The following is a 19,023-nucleotide window of genomic DNA, read 5'->3' as shown; positions in this document are numbered from 1 at the left end:
GTCAGTCGCCCTTGCCGCCGCCGAACATGATCTCGTCCCAGCTCGGAACGGACGCGCGGCCGCGCTTCTTGGCAGGCCTGGGCTTCGGTTCGGCGGGGGTCTCGGCGGCCGGCTCCGGCTCAGGCTGGGTCGCGGCCGGCTCGTCGGCCGTGTCCTCGGCTTCGCGGTCGCCCCGGTCGTCGCCCCGGTCGTCGAGGTAGGCCTCGACCGGCTGCTCGGCGCCCAGCCCGGTGTCGGAGAGCTCCATCGTGGTCTCCTCCGGGGTGGCGGAGGGCTCCTCGGCGGTGACCATCTCGATCGCGTCATCGCCGAGCGGCAGGTCGTCACCGATCGCGGTGAGCCGACGCTGACGCGCGGCCGCGAGGTCGTCGGATGCCGGCGCGGCTGTGGCCGAGGTCTCGGCAGCCGGGGTGACGTCGCCGACCAGCCACCGTGCGTCGTCGTCGTCGAGCGTCACGAAGCTGCCGCGCGGGTCGTGCGAGAAGGTGGCGGTCCCGATGCGACCGCCCACGTCGTACAGCGCCGTCAGCGTCCACCGGCCGTCCTCGCGGCGCCAGGCGTCCCACTCGACGCTGGCCGGGTCGACGTCGTGGGCGCGGAGGTGGGCACCCACGGCCTCGCCGAGGGTGCGGGCGCCGGACTCGGACGCGCGGCGGCGTACGGAGGCCAGCAGGGCACGCTCGGCGACGTGCGCGCGCTCGGCCATCACCGGCGCCGCGAACGGCATGATCTTCTCCACCGACGTGCCGGCGGCATGGGCCACCGCCTCGGGTGACTCGCCGGCCCGGATGCGCATCTGGATGTCGCGGGGGCGGAGGGTTGATTCCATCGGGATCTCCAACTGGCCAGACGTGTCGGGGCCGCTGCTGTCGGGGGCGCCGCTGACGGCGCGACGGAGCCGGGGGTCGATCGCCAGGGTGTGCTCCTGGCCCGACTGGTCCACCAGGAGCAGGCGCTTGCCGTCCCTGCTGCGTCCGGTGAACGTCAGCTTGGCCATGGACGGCGGACTCCTGCCTGGCGGGTGGTCGGGGCGGTCGAGGTGGTCGGCGGTGCACGGGGAATCCGTGTCGCTCGAGCCTACGCCAGCGCGGTGCCCCGGCACGGTTGCCCCCGCGGCGCGCCCTAGGCTTCCGATGTGCCTGAGCCGGAGTTCGCCACGCCGCTGGTCGTCCTCGACCTGACGGGGATCTTCTTCTTCGCGGTCGCCGGGGCGCTGGTCGCGGTTCGCAAGAACCTGGACCTCTTCGCGGCGCTCGTCCTCGGCGGCATCACCGGGCTGGGCGGCGGCTTCATCCGCGACGTGCTGATCGGTGCGACGCCACCGGCCGCCCTGACCGACTGGCGCTACCTGTTGGTCCCCGTCTTCGCCGGGCTGCTCACCTTCGCCTTCCACCCCGCGGTCGGACGCCTCGAACGGGTGGTCACCCTCTTCGACGCCTTCGGGCTGGCGGTGTTCTGCGTGACCGGCGCGCTGAAGGCCGTCGAGTTCGGCCTCGGCCCGGTGCCGGCGGCCCTGATGGGGATGGTCACCGGGGTCGGCGGCGGCGTGATCCGCGACGTGCTCGTCGGCAGCGTCCCGGTGATCTTCGAGGGCGTCCTCTATGCGACCCCGGCCCTGGCGGGGGCCGCAGTCGCGGTGCTCCTCGATCGCGCCGACCTGCCGTTCCTCGTGGTCGCCGCCGCCGGGTTCTCCACCTGCCTCACCTGGCGGTTGCTCGCGCTCGTGCGCGGGTGGCGGGCGCCGCTGCCCAAGGGTCCGGCCAACGTCTGAGCGCCGCCGCCGCCTCTAGTCGCCCAGCACCCGCCGGAGGTGCGCGTTGGCGAAGACCCGGTCGGGATCGAGCCGGTCGCGCAGCGCGAGGAAGTCCGCGAAGCGGTCGTACGCCGGTGCCAGGTCCGCGGCCGTGCGGGTGTGCACCTTGCCCCAGTGGGGGCGCCCGCCCGCCTCGCGCAGGATCGGCTCGAGCCCGCCGAAGTAGGCCGTGTGGTCGGTGTCGGCCGGCACGTGGAAGGCGAGGTAGAGGCTGTCGCGGCCGTGGGCGGTCGACAGCGCGACGTCGTCGGCGCGGGCGGTGCGCACCTCGACGGGGAACGCGATGCGCCAGTCGCTGGCGTCGATGGCCCGGCGGCACGCGCGGAGCACGTCGAGCCCGACCTCGCGCGGGACGGCGTACTCCATCTCCCGGAAGCGCACCCGTCGCGGCGTCACGAAGACCCGGTGCGCGAGGTCGCTGTAGCGGCGCTCGGACTGCGCGCGTGCGGCGACCCGGTTGATGCGCGGGACCAGGGCGGGCGCCCGCGAGCCGACGCGGCACAGGGCGCCGAAGACGCCGTTCGACAGCACCTCGTCCTCCCACCACGCCGCGGCGCGCGAGGGGGGCTGCTGCTCGCCGGGGTCGAGGTCGGTGCGGACGTTCTGCTTGACCATGAGGCGGTCGGTGTGGGGGAACCAGTAGAGGTCGAGGTGGTGCGCGGCGTCCGCCATCTCGTCGTACGACGCCAGCCCGCGCTCCCACGTCATCGGCTGCTCGTGGGCCTCGACGACGAAGAGCGGCTCGACGTGCAAGGTCAGGCTGGTCAGGACGCCGAGCGCGCCGAGGCCGACGCGGGCGAGGTCGAAGACGTCCGGGTTCTCGGTCGCGGAGGCGCGCAGTACCTCACCGGTCCCGGTGACCATCTCGAGGCCGGCGAGCTGGGCGGCCAGGCCGGCCGCCGTGCCACCGGTGCCGTGGGTGCCGGTGGAGACCGCGCCGGCGAGCGTCTGCTCGGCGATGTCGCCCATGTTGTGCAGGGAGAGACCGAGGTGCTCGAGGGCGAGGTTGAGGTCCTTGAGCCGGGTGCCGGCGCGGGCCGTGACCGTCATGGCCTCGCGGTCCACGGCGAGGATGCCGCGCAGCCCCTCGGGGCGCAACAGGGTGTGCTCGGGTGCCGCGATGGCGGTGAAGCTGTGCCCGGTGCCGGTCATCTTGACGGTCGTGCCCGCGTCACGCGTTCGGCGTACGACGTCCACGACCGCCTCGACGGAGCCGGGCGTCTCGACGTGGCGGGGGACGGCCTCCTCGAGCCCGGACCAGTTGCGCCAGAGGTGACCGTGGAGGGCGGAGCTCATGCCCGCAGACTAGGGGCCGGGCGGGCCGCCTGCGCGGCGAGCGCGCCGAGCAGTCCGCCGGCCAGCGCCACGGCGTACGCCGCCGAGGCCCCGCTGTGGTCCACGACGAACCCGGCGATGCTCGCACCGGGGGCCACGCCCGCCACGATCCCCGTGTGCAGGATCGCCATGCCCTCGGTGAGGCGACCGGACGGGACGCCCTGCTCGACCATCGTCATCGCGCCGATCATCGTGGGCGCGATGGCGAGCCCGCCGACCAGCAGGACCACGGCCATCACCGGGACGGAGTCGACGAACATCAGCGGTGCCATCGCCAGCGCCATCGCCGCAGACCCCCACCTCAGCCGGACGTCCGGGCCGCTGCGCCAGACGATCGCGCCGGTCACCAGCCCGGCGACGAGGCTGCCGAGCGACCACACCGCCAGCAGCCAGCCCGCCACCCAGCGCTGGCCCTGCTCCTCGGCGAAGGCGACCGTGGTGACCTCAGCGGCGCCGAAGAGCGCGCCGAGGGTCAGGCAGACGAGCGCGAGGGTCAGGACGAGCCGCCAGGGCATCGGGGGCCGTGGGCCGGCCGGCGCGCTGCGCCCGGCGGGCGGCTCGGTGCGCCGCTGCGCTGCGAACGCGAAGGTGCCGACCACCCCGCTGACCAGCGCGAAGGTGAGGCCCGCGACCGGGTGCCAGCTGGTGGCCAGCAGGGTGACGAGCACCGGGCCCACGACGAAGACGACCTCGTCGAGGACGGCCTCGAGGGCGAACGCCGTCTGCTTCTCGCCCGGGTCGTCGAGCAGGTGCGACCACCGGGTGCGGACGCTGGCGCCGACCTGGGGGAGCGCGGCGCCGGCGACGGCTGCGAAGACGTAGGTCCAGACCCGCGCCCAGTCCTGCTCGACGGCGAGCATCATCAGCGCGAGACCGGCGCCGAACACCGAGATCGCCAGCGGCAGGACGCGCGCCTGTCCGAAGTGGTCGACCCACCGCCCGTGCAGCACCGCGAACGCGGCCTCGGCCAGCACGAACACCGCCGAGACCGTTCCGGCCAGCCCGTAGGAGCCGGTGCGTTCCTCGACCAGCAGGACGATGCCCAGCCCGACCATCGAGATGGGGAGCCGGGCGACGAGGGCGGCGCTGCTGAAGCCGAACGCGCCGGGGCGTGCCAGCACCCGGCGGTAGGAGTCGAGCACAAGCGGGATGGTAGGCCGCTCTACGCTGGCCCCATGAATCCTGCGGGTCACCCGGACGTGAAGCCGTACGACGCTCTCCTGGTCCTCTCCTTCGGAGGTCCCGAGAAGCCTGAGGACGTGGTGCCGTTCCTCGAGAACGTCACCCGCGGGCGTGGGATCCCGCGCGAGCGCCTCGAGCAGGTGGGGGAGCACTACTTCCTGTTCGGCGGCAAGAGCCCGATCAACGACCAGAACCGGGCGCTGATCGCGGCGCTCGAGAAGGACTTCGCCGACCAGGGCATCGACCTGCCGGTCTACTTCGGCAACCGCAACTGGGACCCCTACCTCGCCGACACGCTCGCGCAGATGACCGCTGACGGCGTCCAGCGCGCGGCGGTCCTCGCCACGTCGGCGTACTCGTCGTGGTCGTCGTGCCGGCAGTACCGCGAGAACCTGTGGGACGCCGTCGAGCAGACCGACGGCGCGCCTCGCCTCGACAAGCTCCGGCAGTACTACAACCACCCGGGCTTCCTCGAGCCCGCCGTCGACGCCTGTCTGGAGGCCCTGGCGGCGCTGCCCGACGGGGGCGACCGGGCGCGGCTCGTGTTCGTCACCCACTCGATCCCGACCGCGATGGCCGAGACCAGCGGCTCGGAGGATCCGGCCGGACAGCCGCGCGGGGCCTACGTCAAGCAGCACCGCAGTGCCGCCGACGAGATCGCCCGGCGGGTCCGGGAGGCCACCGGGCGGGCCCACCGCCACGACCTCGTCTACTGCTCGCGCTCGGGTGCGCCGTCCACGCCGTGGCTGGAGCCCGACGTCAACGACCACCTCGAGGAGCTGGCCACCGACGGGGTGAGCGGCGTGGTGCTCGCCCCGATCGGGTTCGTCTCCGACCACATGGAGGTCATCTACGACCTCGACACCGAGGCGATGGCGACCGCCGAGCGCCTTGGCATGAAGGCGGTGCGCGCGTCGACGGCAGGGACCGACTCGCGGTTCGTGGCGATGGTCCGCGACCTCGTGCTGGAGCGGGCCGCGGCCGAGCGGGGCGAGTCGCTTGAACGCCCGGCGCTGGGCTCGATGCCGGCGGGGCCCGACCTGTGCGGAGCGGGTTGCTGCCCCAACCCGCGAGGACCGCGCCCGGCCCTGTGCGGGGTCGACTCGTGACGGTCGCTCCCGTCGAGCTGCGCGACCTGGCCACGTCCCTGGCCCACGAGGGTGCCGGCCTGGCCCGCGAGATGCGGCGCGGCGGCATCGACGTGGCCGACACCAAGACCAGTGCGGTCGACGTCGTCACGGAGGCCGACCGGGCCGTCGAGGAGCTGCTGCGCTCCCGCATCGTCGCCCAGCGCCCTGACGACGCGATCCTCGGGGAGGAGGGCGACGACCGGGACGGCACCTCAGGGGTCCGCTGGGTCCTCGACCCGATCGACGGGACCGTGAACTACCTCTACGGCCTGCCCGACTGCGCCGTGTCCGTGGCCGCCGAGGTGGACGGAGTCGTGGTCGCGGGCGCCGTGGTGACGATCCCCACAGGTGTCGAGTACGCCGCAGCTTCGGGGCACGGTGCCACGCGTGACGGGTCGGCGATCTCCGTCCGGCCGTCGCCGCCGCTCGCCGAGCGTCTCGTGCTGACGGGCTTCGGCTACCAGCGTGAGGTGCGCGAGCACCAGGCGGGCTGCGTGGCCGCGCTGCTGCCCGAGGTCCGTGACATCCGCCGGATGGGCTCGTGCGCCCTCGACCTGTGCCACGTGGCGGACGGCAGCGGCGACGGGTACGTCGAGGCCGGGCCGCAGCCGTGGGACTGGTCCGCCGGTGGGCTGGTGCTGCGCGAGGCCGGCGGTCGTTTCGAGCTGCTCGACGGCACCTTCACCCTCGGCTCGCACCCCGTGCGCAACGTGGTCGTGGGGGCCCCCGCAGATGGCTGGGACGACTTCGTCGCCGCGCTCGCGACAGCGGGGTTCATCGCCTGAGGCGCCCCCCGTGGGGGTGGGCTGGACCCGCCTGCCGAGGCGGGAATAGCGAGACGTCACCCACTGTTCAGGCGACACGTCGCGGACCGGCTCACCACGGAGCCGGTTCATGGTGCACAATCTGGCGCCGACGACGCGCACAACTGGGACGTCCCGCCGCGATCCGGCAGGACGGGTCCACAGCATGGGGAGAGGTAACGATGGCCACCGACTACGACGCACCACGCAAGTCCGAGGAGGACCAGAGCGAGGAGAGCATCGAGGAGCTCAAGGCCCGACGCCACGACAAGAACTCCGGCAAGGTCGACGAGGACGAGACCGAGGCCGCTGAGTCCTTCGAGCTCCCGGGCGCCGACCTCTCGCACGAGGAGCTCGCGGTCGAGGTCATGCCTCGGCAGGACGACGAGTTCACCTGCATGAGCTGCTTCCTGGTGCACCACCGCTCGCAGCTGGCCGACGAGAAGAAGCTCATCTGCCGCGACTGCATCTGAGTCCGGTGGCTGGGTCTCCGAACCTGATCCTGGGTTCGGGATGAGGCTCGGGCTCGGGCTGGGCCTTCGAACACGACGGCGCCTGTTCCTCCTCGCGAGGGGCGGGCGCTGTGGCGTGTCTGGGGCCGATGGTCGGTGGCTGGTCGGGTCACCCGCCGCGGTGGGGCGGCGTCGAGAGCGCCCTCCTGCGAGCCTCCCGCTCCTCGTCGAGGTGCACGGCCTCGGCCCTGAGCTGATGCCTGGCCGGGTGGTCGACGGGCGTTCCGAAGAGCATCCGCTCCACCCTTCGCCGGTGCGGGCACGTCCGGTAGCGGACGCACGGTGCCCCCACCCTGCGCGAGCGGTCGACACTGGTGAAGTAGTCGATGCTCGTCATGTCCCGGTACTTCCGCGGCACCCACCACCCGGTCACCCGGAGGTCGACGTGGGCCGGGTAGCGGTTCCCGTTGCGCGCACGGGCGCCGTCGGCCCGCATCGGCTCAACCCGCTCACCTGACGTCTCATCGTGCAGGGCTACCGCGATGCCGGCGAGGCGCAGCATCCGCTGCAGGACGCTCACCCGCGGACTCGTGCGCTCGGTCTCCCACCGCGCCACTGCCGACTGGGACACCCCGAGCAGGAGGGCCAGTCCGCGCTGCGACACGTCGAGGATCCGTCTGACTCGCCGGACGAGCCCCGGCACGCCCCCGTCGAAGGGACCCATGTGCAGCCACACGAGCTCCGCCTCACTCAGTCCCGCCGCCCTGCCCCCGGCCGCCCCGCGCCCCGCCGTCGTACCGCTCATGTGCCTTCCTCCTTGTGATCGCCGTCTGTCGTACGACGAGCGAACCGCGAGGAGCCGACAGCGGTGGCAGCCCTCTCCACAGGAGGCGGTGCCGACCACTCCTGGTCGCCCCTGTGGACGCTTCGTGGCCACGGATGTCGTCCGGGCCGGGCGTGTCGACCCCCCGGACCGCACAGTGGCCGGTGAGTCGCTGAGCGACTCACCGGCTAGTGAGCCGTTGGCGGGGGCGCCCGATGTCAATGAGTCGCTGGGAGACTCACTGGCCATGGTCGGGCGAGGTACGCCCGCGGGGGGCCGAGGGGCGTGAGCGGGGAGGTCGTCCTGCCGAGAGTCCGGACCGGCCCGGACTCCGACGAGCGAGCCCGGGGCCGGCTCCGGCGCCGGGGCGCGGGTGGGCTCGGTGGATCTGGAGAGGCTGTCCGACGTCAGGACTCGGCGGCGGGCGCCTTGTCGGCGTCCTGGCCGTCCTTCTTGAGCTGCGGGGGGAGGTGGCCGGTGGACTTGGCGTAGTAGTGCGCTGCGCGGCGGGTGGCGAGCATGCGTGCGACGCCGATCAGGGTGCCGCTGACGGCGGCCCACATGACGGCCTCACCGATGCTGACGTCGGGGTCGGCCGGGTTGGCGGGCGGGTTCTTCCCGGTGGCCGCGCGCCAGGACGAGTTGAGGCCCTTCTTGGCCACGGCTGCCGCGCCGATCGCGGCGACGAGGGAGAACGCAGAGTAGAACTTGCTGGAGCTGTCCGCTGTGGAAGAAGCCATGGACGCACCCTACCCAGCAGTTGCGCGCGTCCGCCCCGCCTCCAGGGCTGAGACGAGGGCGTCGGGTCGGCGCGAGCTGACCAGCCAGTACGGCGTCGGATCGGCGGGGTCCGCGATGTCCACCCGGACGCCGCGCTTGAGGTAGGGGCGCAGCAGGAGGTAGGCCCTCGCGTCGGCGTCCACGCCCGCCTGACGTCGTACGTCGTCCGCCTCGAGTGCGGTCGCGCGACCGACGAGCTCCAGCGGGATGTGCGCCCGGCCGGCGCGGAAGGTCGTGCCGTCCACGGACACCCGCGGGCGGCCGTAACCGACGAACATGGCGACGAGGACACCCATGGCCAGGGCCGTGACGGACCACGCCACGACCTCGGGCGTGGCGGCGAGGACGGCCAGCCACAACGACGCCACGAACATCGTGCCCTGCACCCACCAGCGGAGCGGGACGGTGAGGCGTTCGGCGTAGTCCACGGCGCAGAGCCTATAGATTCACTCCCCGTGCCCGACCACGACCCAACCCCCGACCCAACCCCCGACCTGGACATCGCGATCGTCCGCCTCGACGCCGACCTGCCGCTCCCGTCGTACGCACACCCGGGAGACGCCGGCGCCGACCTGCACACCACGGTCGACGTCGACCTCGCACCCGGTGAGCGGGCCCTCGTGCCGACGGGCATCTCGATCGCGCTGCCGGACGGGTACGTCGCGCTCGTGCACCCACGCTCCGGGCTCGCCGCCCGCCACGGCCTGTCGATCGTGAACACCCCGGGCACGATCGACGCGGGCTACCGCGGCGAGGTCAAGGTCATGCTGATCAACCACGACCCGGTCGAGTCCGTGACCCTCCGCCGCGGCGACCGGATCGCCCAGCTCGTCGTCCAGCGGTTCGAGCGGGCGCGGTTCGTCGAGGTGGGGGTGCTGCCCGAGTCGATCCGGGGCGCCGGGGGCTACGGTTCTACAGGTACCGGTTCGCGTCCCTGAGCCGGAACGCGTTCGAAGGCGCGCTGATCGAAGGAGTGCAGACGTGAAGTTCCGCCGCAAGGCAGACACGACCCCGGCGACTGCGGAGACCTCCGCGGAGAGCGCCGCGGACGACACCGCCGGCCCGGCTGCGGGCACCGGCCCGTTCGACGTGACCCAGGTCGAGGGCGACGGCGTCGAGCGCGCCGACCTCGGCTCGGTCCTGGTGCCCGCGATCGCCGATCGCGAGCTCCGGTTGCAGGTCGACGAGAAGAGCGGCCAGGTCCGCGCCGTCATGCTCGCCGGCTCCGACGGCGCGTGTGAGTTCCAGGCCTTCGCCGCCCCGCGCAACGGTGACCTGTGGTCCGAGGTCCGCCCGCAGATCGCCGAGGACATGGCGCGCCGCGGGGGCCAGGCCACGGAGCGCGAGGGCCGCTGGGGCACCGAGCTGGTGTGCCAGATGCCCGTACGACGCCCCGACGGGACCACGGCCACGCAGCCCTCACGCATCGTCGGTGTCAACGGCGACCGTTGGATGCTCCGCGCCTCCTTCCTCGGAAAGCCGGCCGTCGACCCCGACACGACCTCCGACTGGGAGGACGCGCTCGCGCAGATCGTCGTACGCCGCGGCGACCAGGCGATGCCGGTCGGCGAGCCGCTGCCGGTCACGCTGCCGGACGACGCCCGCCGGGTCAGGTGAGCCGTGGCCGAGAAGAGCCGGCTGCGTCAGGCGCTCTCCCGGTGGGCGGACAGCTCCGAGGCCCATCAGCGCGACCTGCGCCAGTCGCACGCGACCAACGAGGCCATCGCCATCGCGGACGCCCCCGAGCGTGAGCACGTGGTCGTCAACGGCGTGCTGCGGACGGTCACGCTTCGCCCGCGCGGTGGCGTCCCGGCCCTCGAGGCCGAGCTGGACGACGGCTCGGGCGTCATCACCGTGGTGTGGCTGGGGCGGCGCCGCATCACCGGCGTGGACCCCGGCCGGTCGGTGAGCGTGGCCGGCTGCATCGGGCGACAGGGCGGCGTGCCGATCATGTTCAACCCCCGATACGAGCTGCGCCCGTGACCGACCCGACCAGCGACCCGGCTGCCAAGCCCACGAGCGCCATCACCCCCACCACCGACACGGTCGAGGCCGTGGTGCGCGGCCAGCTCGCCAAGGCGCTCGGCGGCCGGCGGGGCATGGCCGAGGCCGCGGTCCCGACCATCCTGTTCACCGTCACCTGGTTGACGATGCGCGACCTCAACCTCGCGCTGTCGATCAGCATCGGTGCGGCGCTCGTCCTGCTCGCCATCCGGTTGGTGCAGCGCTCGACGGTCCAGTTCGTCGTCAACGCCCTCTTCGGGATCGGCATCGGCTGGTACTTCGTCTACCGCGCCGCCCAGTCGGGCGGGTCGGAGCAGGAGCAGGCGCTCGCGTACTTCCTTCCCGGGCTGCTCTACAACGGCGGGTACGCCGTCGTGCTGGCGTTCACCTGCCTCATCGGCTGGCCGCTGGTCGGCTTCATGGTCGGCAGCATCACCGGCGACCCGACGGCCTGGCACTCCGACAAGCAGGTCGTGAAGCTCTGCAACCGGCTGACCTGGCTCCTCGTCGCCCCGTGCCTGCTGCGGGTGGCAATCCAGGGACCGATCTGGCTGGGCGGGAACTCAGGCTCGATGGACCCCGACGCGGCGGTGGCCGCCCTCGGCGTGCTCAAGATCGCGCTCGGCTGGCCGTTGCAGCTCGCGGCGCTCGCCTCGATGATCTGGCTGCTCTCGCGCAACAAGACGCCGGTCGCGCAGGACGCCGCGACCGCCTGAGGGTTCCGCCCTCAGCCGTGGTGCTGGACGGGGGAGAGGAGCTGCTCAAGCTCGGACTCGACCTCGGCGGGCACCACGAACAGCAGCTCGTCGCCGGACTCCAGCGGCTGCTCGGCCTCGGGCGTGTAGACCTGCCCGTCACGCAGGATGGTCACGAGCGCGCAGTTCTCGGGGAAGGGCACCAGGCCGGCGGGCGTGCCGACGTAGGGGGAGTCGGCCGACAGGGTGAGCTCGACCAGGTTGGCGTTGCCCTGGCGGAAGGTGAACAGGCGGACCAGGTCGCCGATCGAGACGGCCTCCTCGACGAGCGCGGACATGATGCGCGGGGTGGAGACGTTGACGTCGACGCCCCACGCCTCGGTGAAGAGCCACTCGTTGTTGGGGTGGTTGACCCGCCCGACGGTGCGGGGGACGCCGAACTCGGTCTTGGCGAGGAGCGAGGTGACCAGGTTGGCCTTGTCGTCACCGGTTGCGGCGATGACCACGTCGCACTTGCCCAGCTGCGCCTCGGCGAGCGAGGACAGCTCGCACGAGTCGGCGAGCAGCCACTCGGCGTTGGGGACGCGCTCGGGACGGATGGCCGAGGGGTTCTTGTCGATCAGCAGGATCTGGTGACCGTTCTCGATCAGCTCCCGGGCGATCGATCGACCCACGGCTCCGGCTCCGGCGATGGCGACGCGCATGTCTCAGATGTCCTTCAGTCGTCTTCGGGGCCGGCCTCGAGCACGGCGTAGGCGTGGGCGGCGTTCTCCTCGCGGATCACGATGTGCAGCATGTCGCCCTCCTGCAGCACGGTCTCGCGGGTGGGCAGCATGCCCTCGCCGAGCCGGTCGATCCAGGCGATCCGGCTGCGCGACTGCATCTGGAACTCGACCGTGCGGTTGCCGACCCAGACCTCGGGGACGGGGATGTGGTCGACGCGGATCGTTCCCGACGGGTCGCGGAAGTCGGGCTCGGCCCCCGCCGGCAGGATGCGACGCAGGACCTGGTCGGCCGTCCACTTCACGGTCGCCACGGTCGTGATGCCGAGGCGCTGGTAGACCTCGGCGCGGCCGGGGTCGTAGATGCGGGCGACGACCTGCTGGAGGCCGAAGGTCTCCCGGGCGACCCGCGCGGCGATGATGTTGGAGTTGTCACCGCTGGAGACCGCGGCGAAGGCGTCGGCGCGGCGGATGCCGGCCTTCTCCAGCACCTGCTGGTCGAAGCCATAGCCCGTGATCTTGTCACCGTTGAACTCCGGCCCCAGGCGACGGAAGGCGTCGGGCTCGCTGTCGATGACGGACACGGTGTGGTTGCGGTCCTCGAGGCTACGGGCGAGCGTCGAACCGACGCGGCCACAACCCATGATCACGACGTGCACGCCAGAACCGTATCCCAGCAAGGATCTGGATCGTCGCGGGTCTAGGCTCGCGCCCGTGAGTGTCGGCGACGTGTCCAAGCGGATCCTGCTGGGTCGCAAGCTGCGCAGCAGCCAGCTGGGGGAGACGCTCCTCCCCAAGCGGATCGCCCTGCCGGTGTTCGCCAGCGACGCACTGTCGTCGGTGGCCTACGCCCCGGACGAGGTGTTCATCATGCTCGCCGTCGCCGGCGCGTCGACGTACGTCTGGTCGTGGAAGATCGGTCTCGCGGTCGCGCTCGTGATGCTCACCGTCGTCGCCAGCTACCGCCAGACCGTGCACGCCTACCCGTCCGGCGGCGGCGACTACGAGGTCGCCACCGTCAACCTCGGCCGCAACGCCGGCGTCACGGTCGCCAGCGCGCTGCTGGTCGACTACGTGCTCACCGTCGCGGTGTCCATCTCGTCGGCCTCCCAGTACGCCGCCGGTGCGATCCCGCCGTTGATCGGGCACGAGGCGACGGTCGGTGTCGTCGCAGTGGCGCTGCTGACCGCGATGAACCTGCGCGGCGTGCGTGAGTCGGGCTCGTTCTTCGCCGTGCCGACGTACCTCTTCATGGTGGCCATCCTCGGCATGTGCGCCTACGGCCTGCTGCGCCTGCTGGCCGGCGACCTTCCCGAGGCGGAGAGCGCCCATCTCGACATCGCGCCGCAGCCCGGGTGGGAGGAGCCGCTGACCCAGATCGCGCTGATGTTCCTGCTGGCGCGGGCGTTCTCCTCCGGGTGTGCTGCGTTGACGGGCGTCGAGGCCATCAGCAACGGCGTGCCGGCCTTCCGCAAGCCCAAGAGCCGCAACGCCGCCACCACGCTGCTCATGCTCGGCCTGATCGCGATCACGATGATGATGAGCGTCATCGTCCTCGCCAACCAGATGACGATCCGCTACGTCGACCCGCACGAGCTCGACCGCCTCCGCACGACTGCCGGGGGCGCTGTGCCGGACAGCTACGAGCAGCACCCCGTGATCTCCCAGATCGCGGAGGGCTTGTTCATGGACACGTTCCCGCCGGCCTTCTACTTCGTCGTCACCGTCACCGGCGTCATCCTCGTGCTCGCGGCCAACACCGCCTTCAACGGCTTCCCCGTCCTCGGCTCGATCCTCGCCCAGGACGGGCTGGCCCCCCGGTCGCTCGGCTCGCGCGGCGACCGGCTCGCGTACAGCAACGGCATCGTCTTCCTCGCGGCCCTGTCGATGCTGCTGATCTGGGTCTTCGACGCCGAGACCACCAAGCTGATCCAGCTCTACATCGTCGGCGTCTTCGTCTCCTTCAACCTCAGCCAGCTCGGCATGATCCGCCACTGGACGCGTCACCTGAGGACCGAGACCGACCCCACGGCCCGTCGCCGGATGATGCGCTCGCGCGCGATCAACACCTTCGGTCTCTGCATGACCGCCGTCGTGCTGGTCATCGTGCTGATCACGAAGTTCCTCGCCGGTGCCTGGATCGCCATCCTGGCGATGGGGTTCTTCTTCCTCGTCATGCGGGCGATCGGTGGCCACTACGACCGCGTGGAGCTCGAGCTCGCCGCCGACGAGCAGGACAAGGTCATGCCGACCCGGGTGCACGCCATCGTGCTCGCCTCCAAGCTGCACAAGCCGACCCTGCGCGCGCTCGCCTTCGCCCGTGCCACCCGCCCCAACGTGCTGGAGGCGATCTACGTCAGCGTCGACGCCAAGGCCACGACCCGGTTGCTCGAGGAGTGGGACGACCGGCACCTCGACATCCCGCTCAAGGTGCTGCACTCGCCCTACCGAGAGGTGGTGCGCCCGATCGTGGAGTACACCCAGGAGATCCGGCGGGCCAGCCCGCGCGGCGTCGTGGCGGTCTACATCCCGGAGTACGTCGTCGGGCGCTGGTGGGAGCAGCTCCTGCACAACCAGACCGCGCTGCGGCTCAAGGGGCGGCTGCTGTTCACGCCGGGCGTCATGGTCATCTCGGTGCCCTACCAGCTGCGCTCCTCCCAGGCGGCCGAGGAGCGGCGCCGCGACGAGGTCCGCGTGCACGCCGGCGACCTGCGCCGTGGCCGGGTGGCCTCGCGCAACAACAACCGGCAGATCGACGACGAATGACCACCCCACGATGAGCCGCCAGAACCGCGCCCGCCGTGCCCGCGGCCGCTCGAGGGTGGGGGAGCGCTTCGAGGTCGAGGTGGGACCCGTCGCCCACGGCGGGCACTGCGTCGCGCGGCTGCCCGAGCCCGAGTCGCGGGTGGTGTTCGTGCGCCATGCCCTGCCCGGGGAGCGGGTGGTCGTCGAGATCACCGAGGGCACCGACGGCGACCGCTTCTGGCGCGGCGACGCGGTGGAGGTGGCGACCGCGTCGGCCGACCGGGTCGAGGCACCGTGCCCCTACGCCGGCCCGGGCCTGTGCGGCGGCTGCGACTTCCAGCACGTCGCGCTGCCGGCCCAGCGCGACCTCAAGACCGCTGTGGTGCGCGAACAGCTCGTCCGCCTCGGGCGCCTCGACCCGGCCTCCGACCTCCTGGCCGGGCTGCAGGTCGAGCCGGTGCCCGTCCCAGGACGCCCCGACGACGGCCTGCGGTGGCGCAGCCGTCAGCGCTACGCCATCGGTCCGGACGGCCGTCCGGCGATGCGGGCGCACCGCTCCCACGACCTCGTCCGGGTCGACGACTGCCTCATCGCCGCCGAGGGTGCGCGACCCGGCGACGCGGTCGACGAACCGCTGGTCGAGGGGGGCACACCACGCCCGTCACGAGACCCCGTCACCCACGAGGTCACGGTCGGCGCCGACACGCACCCGTTCTCCGTCGCCTCCGACGGCTTCTGGCAGGTGCACCCCGAGGCCCCGCGCGTGCTCGTCGAGACCGTCCTCGAGCTGCTCGCCCCTCGCCCCGGGGAGCGCGCCCTCGACCTCTACGCAGGCGTCGGGCTGTTCGCCCGGTTCGTGGGGGAGGCCACCGGCGCCCGGGTGGTCGCCGTCGAGGCGGACCGGACCGCGTGCACCCACGCCCGCGCCAACCTGTCGGCGCTGAGGGGCGCCGTCGTCGAGTGCGGCCCGACCGACCGGGTGCTGCGCTCGGGCCTGGACGAGCCGTTCGACCTCGTCGTGCTCGACCCGCCCCGCGAGGGCGCCAAGCGCGCCGTCGTGGAGCAGGTGGTCGACCGGCGCCCCCGCGCCGTGGCGTACGTCGCCTGCGACCCCGCCGCGCTCGGGCGTGACGTCGCGATCTTCGCCGAGCACGACTACGAGCTCACGGCCATCCGGGCCTTCGACCTCTTCCCGATGACTTTCCATCTGGAGTGCGTCGCGCTTCTTGTGAAAGGCGACTCGGGCCTGCGGTGACGCGATTCGCGACGATACTGTTGGCCTCCGCCAGTGCTACTGATGGCGCCTTCTGGCTCGCTCTGGGCTCGCTTTGCGGACAGAGCGCCCGATCCTGGGTCGGAGCCCGCGCGCCCAGGGCTCGGCGACCCGCCTGGATTGATCTGGATTTCGGTCGCCTTCTTAGTGGGTCGGCTCAGAAGGGCGGCGGCCCGACGAGTTCGAACCCTCCGTTGAGCCGTCCTGACTCCATGATCCTGCTCATGTCCACGGGGCCCGTGGTCTCGCCGGGCGCAAGGGGAGTGCTGGCCCCGAGGTAGAACGCCTCGCAGGTGCCGGGGGTGTGCAGGAACAGCACCGTGGCCGACTCCGAGACGACCTTGAAGGCGTGCGGGACGCCGGCCGGAGCGAGGCTGAACCCGCCCGCGCGGAGGGGGTGCTGCCCGCCGTCGAGGTGGACCAGCAGCTCGCCCTCCATGACGACCATGGACTCGTCCGCAGGATGGGTGTGGAGCGGCGTCACCTTGTCCTTCACCATGACGGTCGTTGCGAGGAGGAACGACCCGGCCGTGTCCCCTGCTTTGGCGAGCCAGGTCTGCTCCGCACCACCGTAGAACCACCGCCGCTCGGCGTCCTCGACGTTGCGGACCAAGGGGTGCGCGGTCATGTGGTCATGGCTTCTCCTAGGAATGGGACACGAGTACCAAAAAGAGATTGCAGTACCATTCCTGCTGTGTCAACCCCCGAGCTGTCCAGGACCAGACGTCGTACGCACGCCGCCCTGATCGCCGCCGCCCGCGAGCTCGTGACCGAGGGGCTGACCCCCACGGTCGAGGAGGCCGCTGCTCGAGCGGACGTCTCGCGCACCACGGCCTATCGCTACTTTGCCAACCAGGCCGACCTGCTCGTCGCCGCCCATCCCGAGGTCGCGACGACCACGCTCCTCGACGAGGACGCACCCGACGGCCCCGTCGCCAGGCTGGAGGTGGTGCTCGACCGCTACCTGGAGGGCCTTTTCGGGTCCGAGGACCAGCAGCGGACGATGCTGCGCCTCTCGCTGGACCCGACCATCAGCGACGAGCGCCGCGCCGCACTGCCCCTGCGTCAGGGCCGCGTCATCGGCTGGGTCGAGCAGGCGCTCGAGCCGCTGGCCGACACGTGGTCGGCGGAGGAGCGACGACGTCTGGCGTGCGCCGTGCGCGCCGCGGGCGGCATCGAGTCGCTCGTGTGGCTCGTCGACGTAGCGGGCTTCTCGCGCGAGGAGGCCCGCGTCCAGATGCGCTGGTCTGCGCTGGCGCTGCTCGCCGAGGCGCTGCGATCGGGCCCGCCCGGACGCGGGCGCTGACGTACTCAGCGACGGGCTGCCCAACAAGGCCCCGTCTGGCAGCGCAAATGTCGAGGACTTCCGACCGTACGTCCCACGTGTGGTCACGAGTGCCAGCCGGACGACTCCAGCGGGATCGTCGGTCAGGGAGGCAGTTCAGCGGCGTCGCCTCGTCCGGCGCTGAGCACGCTTCCCATGCCGGGCCCCACGTTCATCCATCCTGCAACTGAGATGTAGCGGCTTCCCATGTAGCGGTGGTTGAGCCGCCGGTTCGCTTGGCGTCGCGGGCCCCTCGCAGCGGGGCGAGCCAACTCCCACCGGTCCCGCATGGTCTTCCCGATCCGTGGGCGGGCCGGTGATGCCAGGCCGACTCGACCACAGCCGACGCAGGTGGGTGTTCCCGGTCTTGGTGATCGATCCTTGGATCCGCGACTGTCCCGAGGGCGACTTGCTGGGTACGAGCCCGATGAAGGAGCCGATGGTCTTGCCGGTGAAGAGCCTGGGGCTCGAGGGCAGGTGACCTGCTACATGCTCGCTAACGAGCTGTTCGTCGAGTCCGCTAGTGCTGCTCGCGCAACCACGGCGGCTGCCGCGACGACGACGACGATGCCCACTGGGTTGAACCGCCAAGCCTCTGCAAGGTTGCCTCGTACCGTGAGGCGAGCCGAACCGCCAGCACCTCCGGGTCAATCGTCCGTAGGGTTGAGCAGCTTCGACAGCAGCCGTCGGAGCTCCCGGTGTCCGCGCTCGCCCAGGATCTGGGTCACTTGCTCCTCGATGCCCTCGATGGTCTGACGCCCGGCCGCCACCGCGTCGCGGCCGCGCTTGGTGAGCACGATGAGCTTGGCCCTGCCGTCGTGGGGGTCGGGACGACGCACGACGTATCCCATGTCGACCAGCTCGTCGACCAGTTCGGCCATGGACTGAGGGGTCATGTTGGCCTTGCGTGCGAGCTCGGTGAGTCGCGAACCGTCGGGAGAGATCTGGGCGAACACGGCGGAGTGCTTGGGCTTTTGCGGATAGCCGGCACCGACCACACCGTCGACGATCTGGAAGCCGAGCAGGCTGTAGGCCTGGCCCAGCATCGAGACCGTGTTCATCGGTTCCTCCATTGACAACTCCCGTGCCTGAGAGTATTCAGGTTACCTGAACAAATGCGAGCGACGTGGGCATGGTGGCTGCCCGGGACGAGAGAAGTGATCGCGATGAGTCAGGTGAGGACGGAGACGTCGGCTGCTACCTCCGTGGCCTGGGTAAGATCGGCCGGTGCTGTTTGTCTGGCGGCCGGAATCCTGGGGGCCGCGAGCGGCATCTTCTTGGCGGTGTACCCGGGGCAGGTGTCCAAGGATATGTTCAGCTATCCGCTCACCGCCGGCGGCTTCACCGTCCTTCAGGTCTGGTTCTTCGTCCAGCACCTGGGGCTGCTGGCCGGGATCGCGGCTCTCGTCTGGGCGGAGGTCATGGCGCCGGGCCGGAGCACCCGCTGGGGTGTCGGCCTCGCGGTCTTCGGCATGGCGCTGCTTGCGGTCACCGAACTGGTCGCGATCACGGCACGCAACTCGACCTATCCCGGTGACGGCACCGGCCTACTCGACGTGCTGTACGGGGTGTCCAGCGTGGCGGTGGGTGTGGGTCTGATCCTGGCCGGTAGCGCGGTCCGTCGCGGGGGACGGTGGTCTGGCTGGCGCGGGCTCGTGGTGCTGGTCGCCGGCATCTTCGTGTTCGTGCCGATGATGCCTGCGTTGCTAGGTCCGTTCGTCCTTGCGCGCCTGGCCATCACGGTCTGGATGATGCTCTTCGCGGCCTTGGGCTACGCGTTGTGGAAGGCCGACCGGCAGTGAGCAGCCCCGCTGTCGGCTTCGATCCCGCACCGGAGAGCTTGGTCACGGGTTGCGTAATCGATACCGATCGAGGCCATCGCGTGAAGTCACCCCATCCCTCGGGTGGGCCGGGGCCGCTGCTGTTCGTGACGGCCGTGATG

At 71.6% G+C, this 19,023-nt stretch carries 22 protein-coding genes and 1 pseudogene; 12 read left to right on the top strand and 11 right to left on the bottom strand.

Going from position 1 to position 19,023, the window contains the following annotated elements; all coding sequences use genetic code 11:
- Position 1: 1 nt before the first annotated feature.
- A complete protein-coding gene (gene sepH / locus Q1B24_RS13950) occupies positions 2-997 on the bottom strand; it encodes a septation protein SepH (protein WP_299929687.1) in 996 nt (331 codons plus the stop codon).
- A 138-nt stretch (positions 998-1,135) separates the two neighbouring features.
- Here sepH and Q1B24_RS13945 point away from each other — a divergent pair, with 138 nt between their 5' ends.
- Complete coding sequence (locus Q1B24_RS13945) at positions 1,136-1,771, top strand: TRIC cation channel family protein (protein ID WP_299929684.1); 636 nt, start codon at positions 1,136-1,138, stop codon at positions 1,769-1,771.
- A gap of 15 nt (positions 1,772-1,786) precedes the next feature.
- Here the strand turns inward: Q1B24_RS13945 and Q1B24_RS13940 are convergent, their stop codons facing one another.
- Together Q1B24_RS13940 and Q1B24_RS13935 are read right to left on the bottom strand one after the other, a co-directional pair.
- A complete protein-coding gene (locus Q1B24_RS13940; protein WP_299929681.1) occupies positions 1,787-3,109 on the bottom strand; it encodes a D-arabinono-1,4-lactone oxidase in 1,323 nt (440 codons plus the stop codon).
- Positions 3,106-4,290: an MFS transporter gene (locus Q1B24_RS13935; RefSeq protein ID WP_299929679.1), complete on the bottom strand. Its 1,185-nt coding sequence runs from the start codon at positions 4,288-4,290 to the stop codon at positions 3,106-3,108. Before Q1B24_RS13935 ends, Q1B24_RS13940 begins: the two co-directional genes overlap by 4 nt.
- A gap of 33 nt (positions 4,291-4,323) precedes the next feature.
- On the opposite strand from Q1B24_RS13935, the gene Q1B24_RS13930 reads away from it, so the two are divergent.
- The 3 genes from Q1B24_RS13930 (at position 4,324) to Q1B24_RS13920 (ending at position 6,736) form a co-directional block, all read left to right on the top strand.
- Positions 4,324-5,439 (top strand): ferrochelatase, encoded by a 1,116-nt coding sequence (locus Q1B24_RS13930; RefSeq protein ID WP_299929676.1) that lies wholly within the window; start codon positions 4,324-4,326, stop codon positions 5,437-5,439.
- A complete protein-coding gene (locus Q1B24_RS13925; RefSeq protein WP_299929673.1) occupies positions 5,436-6,245 on the top strand; it encodes an inositol monophosphatase family protein in 810 nt (269 codons plus the stop codon). Before Q1B24_RS13930 ends, Q1B24_RS13925 begins: the two co-directional genes overlap by 4 nt.
- A 200-nt stretch (positions 6,246-6,445) precedes the next feature.
- The gene (locus tag Q1B24_RS13920) at positions 6,446-6,736 is read left to right on the top strand and encodes a DUF4193 domain-containing protein (RefSeq protein WP_056600397.1); all 291 of its coding nucleotides are present in this window, start codon (positions 6,446-6,448) and stop codon (positions 6,734-6,736) included.
- Between the two features lie 148 nt (positions 6,737-6,884).
- On the opposite strand, the gene Q1B24_RS13915 is transcribed toward Q1B24_RS13920, so the two are convergent.
- The 3 genes from Q1B24_RS13915 to Q1B24_RS13905 form a co-directional block, all read right to left on the bottom strand.
- Positions 6,885-7,520 (bottom strand): helix-turn-helix transcriptional regulator, encoded by a 636-nt coding sequence (locus Q1B24_RS13915; RefSeq protein ID WP_299929667.1) that lies wholly within the window; start codon positions 7,518-7,520, stop codon positions 6,885-6,887.
- Between the two features lie 425 nt (positions 7,521-7,945).
- On the bottom strand, positions 7,946-8,278 hold the full coding sequence (locus tag Q1B24_RS13910; RefSeq protein ID WP_299929664.1) for a DUF4235 domain-containing protein: 333 nt from the start codon (positions 8,276-8,278) through the stop codon (positions 7,946-7,948).
- A 9-nt stretch (positions 8,279-8,287) separates the two neighbouring features.
- The gene (locus Q1B24_RS13905) at positions 8,288-8,746 is read right to left on the bottom strand and encodes a DUF3093 domain-containing protein (RefSeq protein WP_299929661.1); all 459 of its coding nucleotides are present in this window, start codon (positions 8,744-8,746) and stop codon (positions 8,288-8,290) included.
- A 27-nt stretch (positions 8,747-8,773) separates the two neighbouring features.
- Between Q1B24_RS13905 and dut the strand changes: the two genes are divergently transcribed.
- The 4 genes from dut to Q1B24_RS13885 are packed head-to-tail and all read left to right on the top strand — an operon-like array spanning position 8,774 to position 11,038.
- Positions 8,774-9,256, top strand: a complete 483-nt coding sequence (gene dut, locus Q1B24_RS13900; protein WP_299929658.1) for a dUTP diphosphatase — start codon at positions 8,774-8,776, stop codon at positions 9,254-9,256.
- Between the two features lie 43 nt (positions 9,257-9,299).
- A complete protein-coding gene (locus Q1B24_RS13895) occupies positions 9,300-9,935 on the top strand; it encodes a DUF3710 domain-containing protein (protein WP_299929655.1) in 636 nt (211 codons plus the stop codon).
- 3 nt (positions 9,936-9,938) lie between these two features.
- Positions 9,939-10,301: an OB-fold nucleic acid binding domain-containing protein gene (locus Q1B24_RS13890; protein ID WP_299929652.1), complete on the top strand. Its 363-nt coding sequence runs from the start codon at positions 9,939-9,941 to the stop codon at positions 10,299-10,301.
- The gene (locus tag Q1B24_RS13885) at positions 10,298-11,038 is read left to right on the top strand and encodes a DUF3159 domain-containing protein (RefSeq protein WP_299929649.1); all 741 of its coding nucleotides are present in this window, start codon (positions 10,298-10,300) and stop codon (positions 11,036-11,038) included. Before Q1B24_RS13890 ends, Q1B24_RS13885 begins: the two co-directional genes overlap by 4 nt.
- Positions 11,039-11,049: 11 nt before the next feature.
- Here Q1B24_RS13885 and Q1B24_RS13880 read toward each other — a convergent pair whose 3' ends face one another.
- Positions 11,050-11,721 (bottom strand): TrkA family potassium uptake protein, encoded by a 672-nt coding sequence (locus tag Q1B24_RS13880; protein WP_299929646.1) that lies wholly within the window; start codon positions 11,719-11,721, stop codon positions 11,050-11,052.
- A 14-nt stretch (positions 11,722-11,735) separates the two neighbouring features.
- Positions 11,736-12,398, bottom strand: coding sequence for a TrkA family potassium uptake protein (locus Q1B24_RS13875; RefSeq protein ID WP_299929643.1), 663 nt, complete (start codon positions 12,396-12,398; stop codon positions 11,736-11,738).
- A gap of 55 nt (positions 12,399-12,453) precedes the next feature.
- On the opposite strand from Q1B24_RS13875, the gene Q1B24_RS13870 reads away from it, so the two are divergent.
- Positions 12,454-14,505, top strand: a complete 2,052-nt coding sequence (locus Q1B24_RS13870; protein WP_299929640.1) for an APC family permease — start codon at positions 12,454-12,456, stop codon at positions 14,503-14,505.
- A 10-nt stretch (positions 14,506-14,515) separates the two neighbouring features.
- Positions 14,516-15,739 carry a TRAM domain-containing protein gene (locus Q1B24_RS13865; RefSeq protein ID WP_299929637.1) on the top strand — a complete coding sequence of 408 codons (1,224 nt, stop codon included), beginning with the start codon at positions 14,516-14,518 and terminating at the stop codon, positions 15,737-15,739.
- 175 nt (positions 15,740-15,914) lie between these two features.
- Here the strand turns inward: Q1B24_RS13865 and Q1B24_RS13860 are convergent, their stop codons facing one another.
- Positions 15,915-16,385, bottom strand: a complete 471-nt coding sequence (locus tag Q1B24_RS13860) for a cupin domain-containing protein (protein ID WP_299929634.1) — start codon at positions 16,383-16,385, stop codon at positions 15,915-15,917.
- 66 nt (positions 16,386-16,451) lie between these two features.
- On the opposite strand from Q1B24_RS13860, the gene Q1B24_RS13855 reads away from it, so the two are divergent.
- Complete coding sequence (locus Q1B24_RS13855) at positions 16,452-17,063, top strand: TetR/AcrR family transcriptional regulator (RefSeq protein WP_299929631.1); 612 nt, start codon at positions 16,452-16,454, stop codon at positions 17,061-17,063.
- A 296-nt stretch (positions 17,064-17,359) separates the two neighbouring features.
- Here the strand turns inward: Q1B24_RS13855 and Q1B24_RS13850 are convergent.
- Positions 17,360-17,513, bottom strand: a pseudogene (locus Q1B24_RS13850) (transposase); the annotation flags it as partial.
- 215 nt (positions 17,514-17,728) lie between these two features.
- Entirely contained in the window at positions 17,729-18,142 is a 414-nt protein-coding gene (locus Q1B24_RS13845) for a MarR family winged helix-turn-helix transcriptional regulator (RefSeq protein WP_299929628.1), read from the bottom strand.
- Positions 18,143-18,247: 105 nt separating this feature from the next.
- On the opposite strand from Q1B24_RS13845, the gene Q1B24_RS13840 reads away from it, so the two are divergent.
- Positions 18,248-18,883, top strand: coding sequence for a hypothetical protein (locus Q1B24_RS13840; protein ID WP_299929625.1), 636 nt, complete (start codon positions 18,248-18,250; stop codon positions 18,881-18,883).
- The last annotated feature ends 140 nt before the right edge of the window (positions 18,884-19,023 follow it).

This window comes from uncultured Nocardioides sp. (genome assembly GCF_947488025.1).
GTDB lineage: Bacteria > Actinomycetota > Actinomycetes > Propionibacteriales > Nocardioidaceae > Nocardioides.
This window is presented reverse-complemented; position numbering and strand designations above follow the sequence as displayed.

What these genes read in the sequence shown, in the direction of transcription:
- Q1B24_RS13915 (WP_299929667.1), bottom strand. Translation starts at nt 7,520, where the DNA reads ATGAGCGGTACGACGGCGGGGCGCGGGGCGGCCGGGGGCAGGGCGGCG.
- Q1B24_RS13845 (WP_299929628.1), bottom strand. Translation starts at nt 18,142, where the DNA reads ATGAACACGGTCTCGATGCTGGGCCAGGCCTACAGCCTGCTCGGCTTC.
- Q1B24_RS13840 (WP_299929625.1), top strand. Translation starts at nt 18,248, where the DNA reads ATGAGTCAGGTGAGGACGGAGACGTCGGCTGCTACCTCCGTGGCCTGG.
- Q1B24_RS13940 (WP_299929681.1), bottom strand. Translation starts at nt 3,109, where the DNA reads ATGAGCTCCGCCCTCCACGGTCACCTCTGGCGCAACTGGTCCGGGCTC.
- Q1B24_RS13865 (WP_299929637.1), top strand. Translation starts at nt 14,516, where the DNA reads ATGAGCCGCCAGAACCGCGCCCGCCGTGCCCGCGGCCGCTCGAGGGTG.
- Q1B24_RS13910 (WP_299929664.1), bottom strand. Translation starts at nt 8,278, where the DNA reads ATGGCTTCTTCCACAGCGGACAGCTCCAGCAAGTTCTACTCTGCGTTC.
- Q1B24_RS13860 (WP_299929634.1), bottom strand. Translation starts at nt 16,385, where the DNA reads ATGACCGCGCACCCCTTGGTCCGCAACGTCGAGGACGCCGAGCGGCGG.
- Q1B24_RS13930 (WP_299929676.1), top strand. Translation starts at nt 4,324, where the DNA reads ATGAATCCTGCGGGTCACCCGGACGTGAAGCCGTACGACGCTCTCCTG.
- Q1B24_RS13880 (WP_299929646.1), bottom strand. Translation starts at nt 11,721, where the DNA reads ATGCGCGTCGCCATCGCCGGAGCCGGAGCCGTGGGTCGATCGATCGCC.
- sepH (WP_299929687.1), bottom strand. Translation starts at nt 997, where the DNA reads ATGGCCAAGCTGACGTTCACCGGACGCAGCAGGGACGGCAAGCGCCTG.
- Q1B24_RS13920 (WP_056600397.1), top strand. Translation starts at nt 6,446, where the DNA reads ATGGCCACCGACTACGACGCACCACGCAAGTCCGAGGAGGACCAGAGC.